Genomic DNA, 17,948 nt, shown 5'->3' on the forward strand with positions numbered 1-17,948 from the left:
AAAAGATACGCGGCGTATGCCAATGGGGAAGCCATGCGCAAACCGCGCCAGGAGATGATCGCAGAGACCCGCGGCAAACTTATCGCAGCCGGGCGGCGTGCCTTTGGCACGATCGGCTACGCGGAAGCCTCGATGGACGATTTCACCGGCGAGGCGGGACTGACGCGCGGCGCCCTCTATCACCATTTCGGTGACAAGAGGGGTCTGCTCCAGGCCGTGATCATCGAAATCGACGCGGAAATGACTGAACGGCTGAACGAGGTCTCGGCCGCCGCTCCCACGCGCTGGCAGGGCTTTGTCGACGAGTGCTCCGCTTATATCGAAATGGCGCTCGAGCCCGAAATCCAGCGTATCATGTTTCGCGATGGCCCGGCTGTCCTCGGCGATATCTCGCAATGGCAGAACACCCCCGGCTGTATCGCCGCCCTCTCCCGCAGCCTCGACCGTCTCAAGGCCGATGGCGAGATCATCGACATCGACACCGAAACCGCAGCTCGCCTCATCAATGGCGCCAGCAGCCATATGGCGCTGTGGATCGCCAATGCCGAGAATCCGGAGGCGGTTTCGAAGCGGGCGGTAGCGGGATTCAAAGCTATGCTGGGCAGCCTCCGCAGACAGGAATAGGTGTTTGATTTCCTATTCAGGCGCCGTAGGGCCAGGTCGTTCTCTGACGATCGCGTTCCCGCCGCTGTGTAGCCACCACTCCACACTCTGATACGTTTTTGGCATTTCTTGAAACATGCCAGATACGCACACCCGTCAAACATCACTCCGTCACGAAATGTCGCCCCGGGCGACAAGAACATGGAGTGCCTCATGAAGAAGTTTGACAATATTCTCGCCTGGCGCCGGCTTGTCCGCGGAGCAATGGTGATGGCGGTTGGACCAATGTTGCTGTTCCCAGCCGGTTATCTTGTGCCAGCGAGTGCCGCCGACGTCACATCGGACGGGCCGGCGACGCCGATCGAGGCGGACGAAACGATCCGCCCGTTCCAGATCCATGTTCCGCAGTCACAGCTTGACGACCTGCGCAAGCGCATTGCCGAAACGCGTTGGCCAGACAAGGAAACCGTGGGCGACGCCTCGCAAGGCATTCAGCTTTCGCGCGTCCAGGATCTGGTCCGTTACTGGGGCACTGATTACGACTGGCGCAAGGCCGAGGCTGAGCTCAATACACCTCCGGAATTCATCACAACGATCGACGGGGTCGATATCCAGTTCATCCATGTGCGGTCGCGTCATCCCAACGCCCTTCCGGTCATTCTGACCCATGGTTGGCCGGGTTCGACCTTCGAGTTCATCAAGGCGATCGGCCCTCTTACAGATCCGACTGCTTATGGCGGTAAAGCGGAGGACGCATTTGATGTCGTCATCCCTTCCATCCCCGGCTACGGCTTTTCGGGTAAGCCGACGGAGCTTGGCTGGGGGCCTGACCGCGTTGCGCGGGCATGGGACATCCTGATGAAGCGACTCGGCTACGCGCACTACGTTTCCCAGGGTGGCGACCATGGTTCCGTTATCTCCGACGCGCTGGCGCGCCAGGCACCGAAGGGCTTGCTTGGTATCCATCTCAACATGCCGGCGACCGTTCCGGGCAATCTCACCAAGGCGATCAACAGTGGAGACCCGGCTCCTGCGGGACTGTCGGCGCCCGAGCGGGATGCCTATGAATCGTTGAGCGCCTTCTTCGGCCGGAATGCCGCCTATGGAGCCGTGATGGTGACGCGTCCGCAGACGATCGGCTACTCGCTTTCCGACTCGCCGTCGGGTCTGGCTGCCTGGATCTACGAAAAATTTGCTCAATGGAGCGACAGCGAGGGCATTGCCGAGCGCGTTTTTTCCAAGGACGAAATGCTGAATGACATCACATTATACTGGCTGACCAACACTGGGGCATCCTCGTCGCGGTTCTATTGGGAAAACAATAATAACAACTTCAGCTCAGACGCGCAGAAGACCAAAGAGATCAAGATCCCGGTGGCAATCAGCGTATTCCCGAAGGAGATCTACCAGGCGCCGGAGAGTTGGAGCAAGCAGGCCTATCCCACGCTGCATTATTACCACCGTGTCGATATGGGCGGTCACTTCGCCGCCTGGGAACAGCCCAGGCTTTTCGCTGAGGAACTGCGAGAGGCATTCAGGTCGGTGCGTTGATCCATCGGCTGCGGAATGACGGCTTGGCATATCCACGGCTGAGAGTGGCGAATTCAAAGCCGCGGAGAATGCAGTTCGAACCATTTCATCAAATGGTTCTCACCTCGCGTCTTGTCCGCAGGTCAGTTCATTGCGCCATCGGCGGCCAATGCCCGCGCGTCGACATTCAGTGGGCGGTTTCGCCCACTGGATTGTGATCCGTCTTCGCTGTACAGCCAGGATGTATTTGTTGCCGAGCCCATCCCTTTAGGTGCGATTTTATGACAAAAAAAGTTTATCTCGCCGGTCCGGAGGTCTTCCTTCCCAACGCCCGCGAAATGCTCGACCGCAAGGCGGCACTTGCCCGTGAGGCGGGACTTATCCCGCTCTCGCCGGGCGATCTGGAAATCCCGCACACGAACTCGAAGCGCGAGCGGGCGGCAGCGATAAACGCGGTGGACGAGAAGATGATGATTGAGGCTGACGCGATCATCGCCAATCTGACGCCCTTTCGGGGCATTGCCGCCGATACAGGGACAGCCTTCGAACTCGGCTTTATGTGCGCAAGCGGTAAGCCTGTATTCGCCTACACGAATGTGGCCCGCGATCACAGCGGACGAGTGAGCGATCTTTATGGCGGGGCCGTCGCCTATGATGCTGAAGGTCGACTGCGGGACCCGAACGGAATTGCGGTCGAGGATTTCGGCCTGGCCGACAATCTCATGCTGCACGCCGGGATTGAGCGGCGCGGTGGCGTCCTGATCATCGGCGACGCGGCGCGGGATGCGCTCTATACGGATCTTGCCGCGTTCAAGGCCTGTCTTGCCGTCGCCGTTGAGAAACTGCGCTAAGGCGCTCAACAATCAGCGGTCCCTCGGGTCGACGGCTTGCAGCCCGCTTCAAGCCGCCCGAGGGGATCGCCGCTCCAGTCGCGCGTTGTGTGAGTGGACGAGTTTGAGGGTTAGCCGGACGGCGACCAATGATCGGTATCATGATCAGGATGCTGATGGTTGGTGCTGCTGATCCGGTGCAACATCTGGGGATTGTCGGCGTAGGTCGGTCGCTCGCCCGGCACTTGGACCAGGTTGGCGTACCAGGACACCCGGCTCTCGTTGCCGTATTGGTTTTCGGGCGGCGCGCGATCGGGCTGGTCGAGGGTGCCGACCAAAACTCCTATGTCGTCACCATCGGGATAGTCGAAGGTGAGTGGGGTGCCACAGTCACGGCAAAAACCACGTCGGCCGACGTCCGAGCTGCGAAAATAGCTGATCGCGCCACGCGTCAGGCGAAATGCGGGCTTCATCACCGGGCAGATGATCGCGAACGGACCGCCCACAGCCTTTTGGCACATCCGGCAGTGGCAGATATGGACGTTTTGCGGGGGCTCCTCCAGCGCGTACCGCACGGCGCCACATTGGCAGCCACCAGTTAGAACGACTGTCTGCATGCCGACAAACCATGGAAGGATCGCGCTAGAGCATTTCCGTTTTTCTCCGAATCACGGAAATGCTCTATCTCTTTGTTTTCACGCAATTCCGGACGCAAAACCGCTGCGCACTTTTGCTGGAATTGCTCTAGCTCAAAAGCGCGTGAGTCCAAGGCGGAGGCGCCTTGCCGGTACAAAAAAGTAGCGTCTTGGGTGAGCAAAGAGCACGTCCCCACTTCTACATTGCGGCACGGTGACGAATGCTCGCCAACTGGCTCTGCGAACTATGCATCTGCGAGGCCCGAGACGTCAATCTCCGGCAGCAGACTGTCATGAGGGGGCGACGAACGCCGTCGGAGAGGCTCGGTTCGAAGCGAGCCGTTGATCCTGCTTGAAAACGTTTTCTCAGTGATCGGGTCTCAACGGTCTCCAAGTGTACCGAACAGGGCTCGGTACACTTGGGAGCAGCCGCCAGCCGTCAGACCAGCCCGGGCACGACGAACACCAGCCAGGCAACGATCGGGCCGATGATAGCGATCAGCGCGCTGTAGATCAGCAGCTGTCGCAGCACCTGCTCTCTGTTGTCATCCGGTGCGTTGGCGACGACAAGCGCGCCATTGGTGGAGAATGGACTGGTGTCGACGATCGTCGTCGAGATGGCGATAGCGGCGACCACGCCGACGGCGCTGATGTGCCCTTGCAGGAGGAACGGAACGGCGAGCGGGATGATCGCGCCGAGCAGCGCGGTCGAGGATGCAAAGGCCGAGACGATGGCACCGGTAAAGCAGAGCAGCAGCGCCACCAGCAGCGGCATGCCGAGACTGGATATGCCGTTCGCCACGTAGTCGACCGTACCGGCTTTTTCCATCACGCCGACATAGGTGATGATCCCAGCAATCAGCAGCACGGTCGACCAGCTAACCTTGTCGATTGCTGCCTTCTGAGCCTTTGGTGACAGCAGCGCGAGGACGACGGCGACGGTCATTGCGACGAGGCCGACGTTAAACTTGAAAACCAGGGCCCCGATTCCGAGCGCCGTCAGGCCGATCAAGGTGGTAATTCTCTCATTGTTCAGGCGCAAGGTCGTCGCGGTATCTGCCGCCGTACCATAGGCATGCTCCCTGATCGGTTTTGCCGGCGTGCCGCCGTGACCTCTGATCGACGCCGATACGCCCTCGGGATGGAGTTCGGGCAGGGGGCCAAGTGATGCGGGATCTTGCTTCATCACCCTCGCGCCGCCGAAAACGAAGAAGACCAGCACCGCGATCGCCAGGTTGAAGAAGAAGCTGGAGAGAAACAGCGACGTCGGGGCGAAAGGCAGGCCGGCCTTCTCAACGATCTGGTTGGTGATTCCGCCATAAATGCTGATCGGCGAAAAGCCGCCCGCCTGCGCGCCATGGATCACCATCAGGCCCATCATGACCGGATGAATGCGGTACTGCACGGCAAAACTCAACGCGACGGGCGCGAGAATGGCGACCGCAGCAGGCCCAAGAGCACCGAAACCGGTAATGACAGCAGCGACCAGGAACATCACCCAGGGAATCAAGCCGATCCGCCCGCGAACCAGGCGGACGGCACATTCGACGAGCCAGTCGATCGTGCCGTTGATCTGCGCAATGGCAAAGAGGTAGGTGACGGCGACGAGCGTCAGGAATAGATCGCTCGGAAAGCCGGCAAAAATGTCGCTGGTTTTCATCCCGATGATCATCGAGCCGAGAAGAAATGCGCCGGCAAAGGCGAGCGCACCCATGTTGATTGGCTGGATCGTCGCAATGATGAACATGGCGACCAGCAGGCCTATGGCCAGTAATTCGATACCCATGATTCCCCTCCCTCCGACGCCTCCAGCGTCGTAGTTGTTGTTTCCAAAATTTGATGCAAGACGCCGACGCACCCTCCTCCCAGAGGGCGCGGTTGCCTTACGATCTTGCGTACAGATCGGCGTATTGCTGCCGCAGGATGTTTTTCTGAACCTTACCCATCGTGTTGCGCGGCAAGTCCTCGGCAAAGATGATGCGCTTGGGTTGTTTGTAGCGCGCGAGACGGTCCTGGAGCGCGCTGACGATGGCCTTTTCATCGAGGACGGCGCCGGGCTTGCGTACGACGATAGCGGTCACGCCTTCTCCGAAATCGGGATGCGGCACACCGATCACAGCGCTCTCAACCACACCGTCGATCTGGTCGATCTCGCCTTCGACCTCCTTCGGATAGATGTTGTATCCACCCGAAATCACCAGGTCCTTGCCGCGGCCGACGATGTGGACATAGCCGTCCCGGTCGATCTTGCCGAGATCGCCGCTGATGAAGAAACCGTCGGCGGTGAATTCGGCCGCGGTTTTTTCCGGCATGCGCCAATACCCCTTGAAGACGTTCGGCCCCTTGATCTCGATCATGCCGGTTTCTTCAGGCGGCAGCACGAGCCCAGTGGCGGGGTCGGTTACGCGCACCGTCACATCAGGCAGCGGGAAGCCGACCGTTCCGGCAATCCGTTTCCCCTCATAGGGGTTGGACGTGTTCATATTGGTTTCCGTCATGCCGTAGCGCTCGAGAATGGCGTGACCGGTGCGGGCCTGGAACTCGGTATGTGTTTCTGCAAGCAGTGGAGCCGAACCAGAGATGAAGAGGCGGATGCTGGCGACCGCTTGCTCGTCGAGGCGCGGGCTTTGCAGGAGGCGCACGTAGAAGGTCGGCACGCCCATCAGCATCGTTGCCTGCGGCATCAGCGACAGGATCTCCTCCGGGTCGAACYTCGACAGCAGGAACATCGAGGCGCCGGCGAGCAGCGTGACGTTGGTGGCGACGAACAGCCCATGGGTGTGGAAGATCGGCAAGGCATGGATCAGTCGATCATCGGCGGTGACGCACCAATAATCTCGCAAGGTCAGGGCGTTCGAGAGCAGGTTCCCATGCGTGAGCATCGCCCCCTTGGAGCGTCCCGTCGTTCCCGACGTGTAGAGGATCGCAGCCAGATCATCGGCGGAGCGCGAGGCATCGACAAAGTCGGCGGGCTCATCGCGTGCGAGATCCAGCAACGAACCGCTGCCATCGGCGTCGAGCGTTTCGATGATCGCGCCGTGGGGCTTGGCAATTGTCTCCACGCCCGCTCGAGCCGCTGACGCAACCACCACCAAACGCGGCTCCGCATCGCCGATAAAGTAATCGAGCTCAGCCAGCGTATAGGCGGTGTTGAGCGGCAGGTAGACCGCACCGCTTCGAAGACAGGCGAGATAAAGGATCAATGCCTCGGCACTTTTCTCGACCTGCACCGCCACCCGGTCGCCGGGGCGAATGCCGAGCGTGTCCATCGCGCTGGCAATGCGGCCGGAAAGAGCGAAAGCGTCGTCATAGGTCCATGTGCGCGTGCTATCGATCCGGATGAACGGTGCGTTGCCGGGCGCGGCGGCCCGCATGGCGTCGAAAAGATGGTTGCTCACTTTCGCCCTCCTCCAAGCGTCGAGTTCATTATCTGTGCGAATGGCCGGGAGCCTTGCTGGCCATTGCCGCCGCTGCGGCTTTCGTCGTTCTGGTTGAGCAAGCTTTTGACAGCAGGTGAGGCAATCACTTCGCCGCGCTGCGCTAGGGCCTCATGGTTGGCCACGATATCGTCGAGCTTGTAGAGATAATTGACCATCAGGCCGTGTGCCTGCTGCATCGCCTTGGTCGAGCGGTCGCCAAGAAAATTCAATCTCTCAAGTCGAGCGCCGTTGCCGAGATGGAAACGGGCAACAGGATCGACGGGGCGGCCCTCCGGCGTCCGTTCGACCAGGAAATAGCGCGCCGCAAGCGGCAGCAACACGCGCTCCACTTCGGCCGCCGTCTTCTCGTTGTCAGACCATTTGAGATCGTCCAGCAACATCAGCGTTTCGCGGGCCGCTTCGGATAAGAGCCGGTTGGTGGTTGAGGCGCGTGCCTTGGCAAGCCAACGGGCAAAGCCTGGAACGGGCGACAGCGTGACGAAATTCTTCAGGCCAGGCAGGTCTCTGCGCRGGTCTTCCACGACCTGTTTGATCAGGAAGTTGCCGAACGAGATCCCACGCAAGCCATCCTGGCAGTTGGAGATCGAATAGAAGACAGCCGTCGTCGCCTCGTCGGCGTTGATCTGCTCCCTCCCTTCGTCGAGCACATCTCCGATCGCCCTCGGCACCGATCGTGTCAGCGCCACCTCGACGAACACCAGCGGCTCGTCGGCCAGTCGGGGGTGGAAGAAGGCAAAGCAACGGCGGTCGGCCGGTGCCAAACGACGGCGCAACTCCTCCCAGCCGGCAATCTCGTGCACGGCCTCGTATTTGATGATCTTCTCGAGGATGTAAGCCGGCGTCGACCAGTCGATGGGCCGCAGCGTCAGAAAACCGCGATTGAACCAGGAGCCGAACAGATGCGTGAAGTCGGCGTCAAGCGCGTTATATTCTGYGGATTGATCTTTGGAAGCGAGCAACTGGTGGCGCATCTGGACGAGCTTGGCGGTGCCGTTCGGCGCGTGGTTCAATCGGCGAAGAAGTTCCTGTCGCCGTGGCTCGGCTGCCTGATGAAGGGTAATGATCGCGGCAGAGCTTTTGTCGGCGCGGTAATTTTCAATCGCCTGGTCGAGCTTGGTCGTGTCTGGCCCGAACTTTTCATGCAGCATAAGGAGGAATCTCTGCGCGCCTTCGCTGTCGAGCGCGCCCCAGCGATCGAGTATCTCGGCCGCAAGCGCCATGCCCGAGGCCTCGCCCCGGCTCGACAGCAGCATTTCACAGAGTGTCTGGAGATCGACCTTGGCTGCGACCTGCGTGGCGCGCGCGCCGGAAAACAAAAGCTGGCGTCCGCGATCCGTGATGCTCTGCAGCATGTCGGTGAAGAAGGAAGCCTCAGACATGCCATTTCTCCTCTCTTCTGCCGGCCGGCTGGGTGACCGTTTTTGACGGCTGCTTCCCATCGTCGGGTTTCACCGTTAGTATGTAGAATGCCACTCTTCGTACACGAGGTCAACAATCGTGTATACAAGAATAGCGTTTTTGTATGAGGGAAGTGAAACGAAATGTCCGAGAATGTCGGCCGATGGCTTCGGGATGAGATTGAAAATTCAATTCTTTCCAACGAGTTCTCCCCCGGTGAGCGGCTCGACGAAACGGTGCTTGCGACGCGTTTCGGGGTCTCCCGCACGCCGGTGCGTGAGGCGCTGATGCAGCTCGATGCCATCGGCCTCATCGAAATTCGACCGCGCAGAGGCGCAATCGTCATCGATCCGGGGCCGCACCGCGTCTATGAGATGTTCGAGGTTATGGCAGAGCTGGAGGGCTTGGCCGGCTCGCTTGCCGCACGGCGGCTGGACAAGGCGTCCCGAGAAGCAATCACCGCCACCCACGCCCGCTGTGAGCAATCCGCCGCTGCCGGTGACAGCGACGCCTATTATTACGACAATGAGGAGTTCCATAAGGCCATCTACGCAGCCGGCCGAAGCGATTTCCTTGAGGAGCAATGTCTGCAATTGCATCGGCGCCTGCGGCCTTATCGCCGCCTCCAGCTGCGCGTGCGCAACCGCCTGTCGACGTCCTTCTTGGAACATTGCGCCATCGTCGATGCGATCTTTGCCGGAGATGGAGATGAGGCCCGCCGGCTGCTGCGGGGGCATGTCGGCATTCAGGGCGAGAGGTTCAGCGATCTGGTCGCGAGCATGGCGGCCAGATGACGCTTTAGTCGTGATGGTTCCAGATCAAATGCAAAACCATCTCGCTGCCATCCCGCGACTTAGTTCTTCATTGCGCCGCCGGCGGCCACGATGTCGTCCGGCGTATCGACGTCGAGGCAAGCTGCATCGCCGACATCGACATCGAGCACGGGCAGACCTGACGTCGCAATGATATCGCGCGCGCCGACGTCGCCCTCAAGTCTCAGCACTGCGTGATTGAGACAACGTGGCAGAATAACGGGATTGCCGGGCTTGCCCTGTGAAACGGCGCGCACGATGGCCCCGCCGCCCGCGTTGCGAAAGGCGAAAATGAAGGCATTGAGGTGTGCGGTGGAAATGCCGGGCATATCGGCCAGCATGACGAGAATGCCGTCGGCGCCGTCAACGCGCTTTGATGAGAACCCTGCCATGAGCGAGCTCGCCATGCCGCTGGCGTAATCGGGATTATCGACGAGAGTCAGAGCGAGCCCATCGAGCGCGGCCTCGATCTCGCTCCTGCGATGGCCGATGACGACAATAACGGACGTTGCATCCGCACCGAGCGCCGTCAATGCTGACCGCCGCACGAGCGGCACGCCCCCGAACTCGGCCAGCAGCTTGTGTTTCCCGCCTGCACCCATCCGGCTTGCCTTGCCGGCAGCGAGAATGACGATCGCGACCGACGCCTTAAGCATAAGCAACCAGTCTTGCTGCAGCGACATCAGCCAGAACCGACAGGGCGAGCGACGTTGCATCCCGCGTCGGGCCGAACATCCCGATKGGCGCCTTGATACGAGCGATGTCGTCCCGTCTGAAAGCCATGGCTCTCAGCCGCTCCACCCGTCGACGATGCGTCCGGGTGCTGCCGAGCGCGCCGATGTAGAACCCGGGCGACCGAAGGGCGATCTCGAGAATGGCAGCTTCGGCGTCAAGCTCATGATGCAGGAGCACGACGGCCGTGAAGGGATCGATGATGTCGGCAACCGGCCGGACCCCGCCCGGCGCCATGGCAATCACGTCGTAGCCGGAAGCTTCGGCCAGCCGCGCGACGGCCTGCGCTTCGATCGTCTGCCCGGAAAGGACGACGCGGGTGCGGGGACGGTAGACGGTCACGAAATCTTGCTCGAGCCATTGGGCCCGTGGCAGTGGCTCTACCGGTTTGAGCGCCCGCTGCCCCGGCGAATATGCAAGACCGGCTGCCTGCCGCCGTTCGAGACAATCGAGAACATGCCGCAAAGCTCCGACATCCTTCAGGACATGGATTGCGACGGAGATTCCGCCGCCGCAGGGAAGGACGATGTCGAAGAAGGGCGAGCCGTCGCCGAACTTGACCGTGCGGTCGCGCCCTTGCGCCATTGCCAGGAGCGCTTCGGAAGCGACAGCGGCTTCGACACATCCGCCGGAGACATAGCCGCAGAACCGCCCGTCTGCAGCAACCGCCATATGAGCGCCGAGCGCGCGTGCAGCCCCGCCCCGGATGTCGACGAGGGTGGCCAGTGCCGCCGCGCCAAGACCATGGGCGTCTATCGCGAAGCGAAGCAGTTCCACAGGATCGTCGGTGGACGAGGCTCTGACGGGAATTGGCGCCGTGATGGGCGCAAGTGTGTGATGCATGGGAAATCCTACAGGAATTAACGGCGGTCCGGCTTTCGGACCGCCATTGACGTGATCAGGCCACGTCCGGCAAGCCGCCGATGAGCTTGTCTAGCGTCAGCGGATAGTGACGAACCCTGACGCCGGTCGCGTTGTATACGGCGTTGGCGATTGCTGCCGCGACGCCGCAAAGGCCAAGCTCGCCGACGCCCTTGGCTTTCATCGGCGAGGACATCGGATCGGTCTCGTCCATGAAGATTACCTCCTGGTGCGGAATGTCGGCATGCACCGCTACTTCGTAGCTGGCGAGGTCGTGGTTGACGAAGAAGCCGCGACGGGTATCGACCGCCAATTCCTCAGATAGCGCGCCGCCGGCCCCCATCGTCATTGCGCCGATGACCTGGCTGCGGGCGGTGATCGGATTGAGGATTCTTCCCGCCGCGCAGACTGCGAGCATCCTGCGAATGCGGCTTTCTCCGGTGGCAATGTCGACGCCAACCTCCACGAAGTGCGCGCCGAATGTCGATTGCTGATGCGTCTCGGTGAGCTCGCCCCACTTGATCGTGTCCTCGCCGACAAGACCATCCGGACCGGCGGCTTCGGCAAGAGGCACCGAACGATTGCCCGAGCGGACCTCGCCATTCTCGAAGACGATGTCTTCGGAGTTGAAGCCGAGCTTCTTGGCGATGGCCTCGCGCAGCTTGACACAGGCTGCGTAGACGCCAGACGTGGAAGAGTTCGCACCGAACTGTCCGCCGGAACCCGCAGAAACCGGAAAACGCGAGTCACCGAGTTGGACAGCGACCTTATCGATCGCGACCCCCATCATCTCGGCCGCCGTCTGCGCGATGATCGTGTAGCTGCCGGTCCCAATGTCCGTCATGTCGGTTTCCACCGTTACGACGCCTTCTCGGTCCAGTTTCACCCGTGCACCGGAGGGAAGGACGAGGTTGTTGCGGAAGGCAACGGCAACGCCCATGCCGACCAGCCAGTTGCCGTCCCGCCTGGAACCGGGCTTCCCCCGTTCACGCCAGCCAAACCGTTCTGCACCGAGCTTGAGGCAGCCGATGAGATTGCGCTGGGAAAAACGCCGCTGCGGCTTCTCCGGATCGATCTGCGTGTCGTTGACGATGCGAAACTGGACAGGATCGATACCAACTTTCTCGGCAGTCTCGTCGATGGCAATCTCGAGCGCCATCAGTCCGGGCGCTTCGCCCGGAGCGCGCATTGCATTGCCCTCGGGGAGGTGAAGCGTTGCCAGCCGCATCGCCGTCATCCGGTTCGCCCCGGCATAGAGAAGACGAGTCTGGTTGACTGCTGTCTCTAGGCCTCCGCCAGGAAGGTCTCCGGACCAGCTTTCGTGGGCAATGGCGGTTATCTTGCCGTCACCCTCGGTTCCAATGCGAATCCGCTGGATCGTCGCCGGCCGGTGGGTCGTGTTGTTTATCAGGAGGGGTCGCGGCAAGGCGACCTTGACGGGCCGTTTGACCGCACGCGCGCCGACAACGGCCAGCACGGCGTCGGCCCGCAGAAATAGCTTGCCACCGAAGCCGCCGCCGATGAAGGGCGACATAAGGTGGATCTTCTCCTTGTCGATATCGAGCGTCGTCGCAAGGTCGGAACGCCACCAGTCTATCATCTGACTGGAGGTCCAGACGGTCACCTCGTCCCCGTTCCAGGCTGCGATCGATGCGTGCGGCTCCATCATCGCGTGAGACTGGTCGGGCGTCGTGTAAGTCGCGTCCAGAGTAACGGGAGCCGACGTGAAGGCATCCTCGAAATTGCCGGTCGCAGTGTCGGGCTGCTGCGATTCATCCGGCTTGACGGCCGAATCCTTTGCCTGGCCGAGGTCGAACGCACCCTCTTCTTCGGCATAGTCGACCTTGACCAGAGCGGCTGCGGCGCGCGCCTGCTCGAACGTCTCGGCGACGACGACCGCGATTGCCTGATGATAGTGCTGAACCTCGTCGCCACCGAAAAGCTTGGCGGTGTTGAACTTGCCCTTCTTCCGCTCGCCGACGTCAAGCGTCGTCACGACGGCGAGGACACCGGGAGCCCTCTTGGCGGCGGAGACGTCCATGGACGTGATGCGGCCCTTGGCGATGGCCGCGCCGACGGGATAACCATAGGCGTAGCGCATGTTCGGATCGTGCCACTCATAGGCGTACATCGCCCGGCCGGTCGTCTTGAGCTGGCCGTCGATGCGGTGGATCGGTTGACCGACGACCTTCAGATTGTCGATCGGGTTGGTTGTCGCTGGCGTATCGAACTGCATGGCTCAACCCCTTGCTTCGGCAATGACCGCGCCGAGCGTGCGCTCGACCAGATCGACCTTGAAACGGTTCTGTTCGGTCGGATGGGCGTCGGCAAGAAGGACGCCCGCCGCCACCCGCGCGCCCTTCGGCAGCTCGGCTTCGGCTGCCTCGATGCGCCACGGCTTATGGGCGATGCCGCCGACGGCGACACGTCCTGTACCGTCCGGCTGGATCACGGCTCCGACCGAGACGAGTGCGAAGGCATAGGAGGCGCGGTCCCGGACTTTACGATAGATGTGCTTGCCGCCGATCGGGGGCGGCAACAAGACCGCCGTGATGAACTCGCCGCGCTCGAGAACAGTCTCGATATCAGGCGTGTCGCCGGGCAACCGGTGAAGGTCGGCGATCGCAATCGCGCGGCGACTGCCGTCGGCCTTGACCGTCTCTACGGCGGCGTCGAGTGCCCGCATCGCGATGGCCATGTCACTCGGATGAGTGGCGATGCAGCTGTCGCTTACCCCGACCACTGCATGCTGGCGACTGAAGCCGCCGATTGCGGAACAGCCGCTGCCTGGCTGCCGCTTGTTGCACGGCTGGTTCGGGTCATAGAAATAAGGACAGCGCGTGCGCTGCAGAAGGTTGCCGGCCGTCGTCGCTTTGTTGCGCAGTTGCCCGGAGGCGCCTGCGACAAGCGCCCTGGAAAGCAGGCCATAGTCGCGGCGAACAGTTTCGTGAGCTGCAAGATCGGTGTTGCGGACCAAAGCGCCGATGCGCAGCCCACCCTCCGGCGTGGATTCGATCTTGTCGAGGCCGACACCGTTGATGTCGATCAGATGCGTTGGTGTTTCGATCTCGAGCTTCATCAGGTCGAGGAGATTGGTGCCGCCGGCGATGAACTTGGTTTCGGGATTGGAGGCCGCCGCCTTGGCCGCGGCCTCGACGGACGAGGCACGTTCATAGGTGAAGGCTCTCATGCTTTAATCCCCGCAACTTCCGAAATGGCATCGACAATGTTGGAATAGGCGCCGCATCGACAGATATTGCCGCTCATGCGTTCGCGGATCTCGGCCGAAGTGACAGCCGCCTGAGCCGTAAGATCGCCGGTGACGTGGCTCGGTATATTCGCCTTGATCTCCTCGAGCACCGCCACGGAGGAACAGATCTGTCCCGGCGTGCAGTAGCCGCACTGGAAGCCGTCATGCTTGACGAAGGCCGTCTGCATCGGATGAAGGTTCCCAGGCTGGCCGAGGCCTTCGATCGTGGTGATTTGATCGCCTTCGTGCATGACCGCCAGCGTCAGGCAGGAGTTGATGCGGTGGCCGTCGACCATCACGGTGCATGCACCGCATTGGCCGTGGTCGCATCCCTTCTTCGTGCCTGTGAGATGAAGGTGCTCGCGCAGCGCGTCGAGCAGCGACGTTCTGTTGTCGACCTCGAGATCGCGGTTCTCGCCGTTAACCGCGAAAGAAACTTTCGATGTATAGGCCATTTCATTTCCTGGGGACTGTGCCGCCGCGGGAGCGACGGCTCCGGTTACCGCAATCGTTGCGGCCGACGAGATAAGCAGATCTCGACGGGAAAGTTCCAGTTGTGTCTGGCTTGGCATGAACTGCTCCACCTTGCTCGTTGGACATAGGCGCGCGTCAACGCCGTCTGCTGAGGTAGTGCAATTCCGCCCTCTGATTAGGCCCTTTCCGTTGCATACGGTTATCGATCTGGCTCATGAATTCCCGAGCCGCGGTCGTATGATGCTGCGAGCCACATATTCAGTAAAATTGGCTTGGATGCTGAAGCGCCAGCGGAGTAACGCCCGCCGATGCGCGCGAAAAAAAGCATCGCCATGCGCAAAAAATGATGCTTTTCCGGCTTATCTTTATTCCCTACTCCCTATCGAAGCAGGTGACGAAAAGGGATGACCGCATGCCCACGCCGTTTTACTGGAACGAGCTCAACACATATGACTTTGCCGGCCTCTCCCCCGAGACCACGATTGCCGTTCTGCCCATCGCCTCGACGGAACAGCACGGCCCGCATCTGCCGATCGCAACGGATGTCGCGATCGCGACCGGCATGCTGGCGGAGCTGAAGCGGCAGCGGCCGGAGGATCTGGACATCCTGGTCCTTCCGACACAGGAGATCGGCAAGGCCAACGAACACATCTACGGCCCCGGCACGCTGTCGCTCAGTGCCGAACTGCTCATCCCGGTCTGGACGGCGATCGGCGCAAAGGTTGCCGAAGCCGGGCTGCGGAAGATGGTGATCGTCAATTCCCACGGCGGCAATGTCGACATCATGAGCATCGTCGCGCGTGAACTGCGCGTGCGCCATCAAATGGCGGTGGTCTCCACGCAATGGGGCCGTTTCGGTCATCCGGAAGGCATGGTCAGCGATCACGAGAGCAAATACGGCATCCACGGCGGCGATGTCGAGACGTCGTTGATGCTGCACTTCCGCCCCGAGCTGGTGCGCATGGACAAGGCTCAAAACTTTGCCTCGAAGGCCGAATGGATGCGGGAGCAGTCCAAATTTCTTCAGCCTCTGCCGCCGCATTCGCTGGCCTGGATCGCGCATGACCTCAATCCCTTCGGCGTGGTCGGCAATGCCTCGATCGCCAAAGCCGAAAAGGGCGAGGCGATCTGCCGCCATCAGGTCAAGGGGTTCGTCGAGCTGCTCCAGGATCTCAAGGCCTATCCGCTTTCAAATCTCTATGTGAAATAGGCTCAGCCGCGGGTTTCACATCCGGCGGGATATGACCCTTGGCCTGCAATTCCTGCACCAGGCCGAGCAGTTCGGCGAGCAGATATTCGACGAAAAGGCTGGTGGCCGCGTCGAGGGGCGCGCGGGCGCGCGCAAACAGCTTCATCTGCTGGTAACGCGCATGCGGCTCAGCGATCGGCCGGAAGACGAGTTCACCGCGCCGGCATTCGGTGATGACGTCGAGCGGATTGAGCAGCGTCAGCCCCGTGCCGCATTTGACGAGCTGTTTCAGCATCTCCGATGCATTGGTTTCCAGCACCGGCTCCACCGAGATGGGCAGGCGCGCAAAAGCAAGGTTGATCACCTCGCGCAGGCTGGTGCCCGGCTGCGCCAGAACCAGCTTTTCCTGGGTGACATCGGCAAGGTTGATCGGCCCGGGGCCGATCAGCTGATGCCCTGGCGGCAGCACGACACCGATCGGGATATCGAAATTTCCGAGCGTGCGGATGCCGGGCATGGCGGGGATGTTGAAGCCCAGACCGATATCCACCTCGCCTGATACAACAGGGCTGGCCGTCGTGCCGCCGGTGTCGTTGCGCAGCTGGACGAAGACGCGCGGATGCTCTGAAAGAAAGCGCGCGATGATTTCGGGCAGCGGCCCGGCGGCAAGCCCAACGGTCGTCACCATGCGCACCTTTCCTGCCTGCTGCATCTTGAGGCTGCGGATGCGCCCCTCCAGGCGCTCGTAATTCTTCAGTACGTCCCGAATATGCTCGATGCAGAGTTCGCCGGCAGCCGTCAGCCGCAGGCCACGCGGCAGCCGCTCGAAAAGCGGCGCCCCGATTTCCTCCTCCAGCGCCAAAACCTGCCTGTTGACCGCCGATGACGCCACGTTGAGGCGCGCGGCCGCCTTGCGGATCGAACCGCAACGGGCGATCTCGTTGATGTAAAGAAGGCGTCTGGAGTGCAACATGATCTCTCCAATGCATAAATTTTGCGCAGGGCGCACAAATTATCTTCAGCTTTCCCAGAGATGCCGAAAAGGCATCAATGCGCACGAATTTTGATGCTTTTCAAAGCGCATGGCAATGGCTCAAATTCCCTCAAAAGGGGGCCGAGCAAGGCTTCCCTCGGCTCAAAAGGGGAACTGCCAACCATGTTGAAAGCACAGACGAAGATGCAATTCCTGGGCTGCCTCGGCCTCGCCTCGATGCTTGCCGCCGCCTCGCCGGCGCTCGCCCTCGACAAGGTGAGCTACGGGACGAACTGGCTTGCCCAGGCGGAACATGGCGGCTTCTACCAAGCCGTCGCCGACGGCACCTATGCTAAATATGGCCTCGACGTCACCATCGTCCAGGGCGGCCCGAATGCTGCAAACAGCGCGCTGCTGATCTCAGGCAAGCTCGATTTCTACATGGGCGGCCCGCAGGGCGAGATATCCGCCGTCGAGCAAGGCATTCCGCTGGTCGATGTCGCCGCGATCTTCCAAAAGGATCCGCAAGTGCTGATCGCCCATCCGGATAACGGCGTCGACAAGTTCGAGGATCTCGCCAAGCTGAAAACGTTGTTCCTCAGCAAGGACGGCTACCTCACCTATTTCGAATGGATGAAGGCCAACTTCAAAGGCTTCAAGGACGAGCAGTACAAGCCCTATAACTTCAGTCCCGCCCCCTTCCTTGCAGACAAGGACTCTGCTCAGCAGGGGTACCTGACCTCCGAACCCTACGAGATCCAGAAGCAGGCAGGCTTCGAGCCGAAGGTCTTCCTGCTCGCCGACAACGGCTATTCGCCCTACTCGACGATGATCACGACGACGCAGACAATGATCGACGGCAAAGCCGACGTCGTGCAGCGCTTCGTCGATGCCTCGATCGAAGGCTGGTACAACTACCTCTACGGCGACAACGCAAAGGCGAACGAACTGATCAAGAAGGATAATCCTGAAATGACGGATGGCCAGCTCGCCTACTCCATCGCCAAAATGAAGGAATATGGCATCATCGAATCCGGCGACAGCCTCGACAAGGGCATCGGCTGCATCACTGATGCGCACTACAAGACGTTCTTCAACGAGATGGTGGCGATCAAGGTCTTCAAGCCGGAGACGGATTACACCAAAGCGTTTACGACGAAGTTCGTCTGCAAGAGCACCGGCGTGGCACTGAAGAAGTAGTCCGACCGACGGCTTTCCTGG

The 17,948-nt window shown here is 61.0% G+C and carries 16 protein-coding genes; 6 read left to right on the forward strand and 10 right to left on the reverse strand.

What is annotated here, in order from left to right:
- The first annotated feature begins 33 nt into the window (after positions 1-33).
- The 3 genes from AC1ECN_RS17240 to AC1ECN_RS17250 all read left to right on the forward strand — a co-directional run bounded on the left by AC1ECN_RS17240 (position 34) and on the right by AC1ECN_RS17250 (position 2,984).
- The gene (locus tag AC1ECN_RS17240; protein ID WP_024321515.1) at positions 34-624 is read left to right on the forward strand and encodes a TetR/AcrR family transcriptional regulator; all 591 of its coding nucleotides are present in this window, start codon (positions 34-36) and stop codon (positions 622-624) included.
- 192 nt (positions 625-816) lie between these two features.
- The gene (locus tag AC1ECN_RS17245; protein WP_164582383.1) at positions 817-2,154 is read left to right on the forward strand and encodes an epoxide hydrolase family protein; all 1,338 of its coding nucleotides are present in this window, start codon (positions 817-819) and stop codon (positions 2,152-2,154) included.
- Positions 2,155-2,414: 260 nt separating this feature from the next.
- On the forward strand, positions 2,415-2,984 hold the full coding sequence (locus AC1ECN_RS17250; protein ID WP_024321517.1) for a nucleoside 2-deoxyribosyltransferase: 570 nt from the start codon (positions 2,415-2,417) through the stop codon (positions 2,982-2,984).
- A 110-nt stretch (positions 2,985-3,094) separates the two neighbouring features.
- Here AC1ECN_RS17250 and AC1ECN_RS17255 read toward each other — a convergent pair whose 3' ends face one another.
- The 4 genes from AC1ECN_RS17255 to AC1ECN_RS17270 form a co-directional block, all read right to left on the reverse strand.
- Positions 3,095-3,580: a GFA family protein gene (locus tag AC1ECN_RS17255; RefSeq protein ID WP_024321518.1), complete on the reverse strand. Its 486-nt coding sequence runs from the start codon at positions 3,578-3,580 to the stop codon at positions 3,095-3,097.
- Between the two features lie 457 nt (positions 3,581-4,037).
- Entirely contained in the window at positions 4,038-5,384 is a 1,347-nt protein-coding gene (locus tag AC1ECN_RS17260; protein ID WP_018071334.1) for an SLC13 family permease, read from the reverse strand.
- Positions 5,385-5,481: 97 nt separating this feature from the next.
- Complete coding sequence (locus AC1ECN_RS17265) at positions 5,482-6,996, reverse strand: malonate--CoA ligase (protein WP_477953639.1); 1,515 nt, start codon at positions 6,994-6,996, stop codon at positions 5,482-5,484.
- Positions 6,993-8,417 (reverse strand): malonyl-CoA decarboxylase, encoded by a 1,425-nt coding sequence (locus AC1ECN_RS17270; RefSeq protein ID WP_477953640.1) that lies wholly within the window; start codon positions 8,415-8,417, stop codon positions 6,993-6,995. The genes AC1ECN_RS17265 and AC1ECN_RS17270 overlap by 4 nt, the downstream gene beginning before the upstream one ends.
- A 162-nt stretch (positions 8,418-8,579) precedes the next feature.
- Here AC1ECN_RS17270 and AC1ECN_RS17275 point away from each other — a divergent pair, with 162 nt between their 5' ends.
- Complete coding sequence (locus AC1ECN_RS17275) at positions 8,580-9,230, forward strand: GntR family transcriptional regulator (RefSeq protein WP_027688070.1); 651 nt, start codon at positions 8,580-8,582, stop codon at positions 9,228-9,230.
- 59 nt (positions 9,231-9,289) lie between these two features.
- On the opposite strand, the gene AC1ECN_RS17280 is transcribed toward AC1ECN_RS17275, so the two are convergent.
- Genes AC1ECN_RS17280 through paoA form a run of 5 tightly spaced genes read right to left on the reverse strand, consistent with a single transcriptional unit; the run spans position 9,290 to position 14,675 of the window.
- A complete protein-coding gene (locus AC1ECN_RS17280; RefSeq protein ID WP_027688071.1) occupies positions 9,290-9,904 on the reverse strand; it encodes a nucleotidyltransferase family protein in 615 nt (204 codons plus the stop codon).
- A complete protein-coding gene (locus AC1ECN_RS17285) occupies positions 9,897-10,823 on the reverse strand; it encodes an XdhC family protein (protein ID WP_024321523.1) in 927 nt (308 codons plus the stop codon). Before AC1ECN_RS17285 ends, AC1ECN_RS17280 begins: the two co-directional genes overlap by 8 nt.
- Before the next feature lie 55 nt (positions 10,824-10,878).
- Complete coding sequence (gene paoC / locus AC1ECN_RS17290; protein ID WP_165586429.1) at positions 10,879-13,077, reverse strand: aldehyde oxidoreductase molybdenum-binding subunit PaoC; 2,199 nt, start codon at positions 13,075-13,077, stop codon at positions 10,879-10,881.
- Positions 13,078-13,080: 3 nt separating this feature from the next.
- Positions 13,081-14,031 carry an FAD binding domain-containing protein gene (locus AC1ECN_RS17295; protein WP_024321525.1) on the reverse strand — a complete coding sequence of 317 codons (951 nt, stop codon included), beginning with the start codon at positions 14,029-14,031 and terminating at the stop codon, positions 13,081-13,083.
- On the reverse strand, positions 14,028-14,675 hold the full coding sequence (paoA, locus tag AC1ECN_RS17300; protein ID WP_130689996.1) for an aldehyde dehydrogenase iron-sulfur subunit PaoA: 648 nt from the start codon (positions 14,673-14,675) through the stop codon (positions 14,028-14,030). Before paoA ends, AC1ECN_RS17295 begins: the two co-directional genes overlap by 4 nt.
- A gap of 233 nt (positions 14,676-14,908) precedes the next feature.
- On the opposite strand from paoA, the gene AC1ECN_RS17305 reads away from it, so the two are divergent.
- The gene (locus AC1ECN_RS17305; RefSeq protein WP_018493525.1) at positions 14,909-15,775 is read left to right on the forward strand and encodes a creatininase family protein; all 867 of its coding nucleotides are present in this window, start codon (positions 14,909-14,911) and stop codon (positions 15,773-15,775) included.
- On the opposite strand, the gene AC1ECN_RS17310 is transcribed toward AC1ECN_RS17305, so the two are convergent.
- Positions 15,738-16,727 (reverse strand): LysR family transcriptional regulator, encoded by a 990-nt coding sequence (locus tag AC1ECN_RS17310; RefSeq protein ID WP_024321528.1) that lies wholly within the window; start codon positions 16,725-16,727, stop codon positions 15,738-15,740. The genes AC1ECN_RS17305 and AC1ECN_RS17310 overlap by 38 nt on opposite strands.
- Positions 16,728-16,910: 183 nt before the next feature.
- Here AC1ECN_RS17310 and AC1ECN_RS17315 point away from each other — a divergent pair, with 183 nt between their 5' ends.
- Positions 16,911-17,927: an ABC transporter substrate-binding protein gene (locus AC1ECN_RS17315; protein ID WP_164582389.1), complete on the forward strand. Its 1,017-nt coding sequence runs from the start codon at positions 16,911-16,913 to the stop codon at positions 17,925-17,927.
- Positions 17,928-17,948 lie beyond the last annotated feature (21 nt).

It is taken from the genome of Rhizobium sp. 01N447_2, assembly GCF_056399245.1.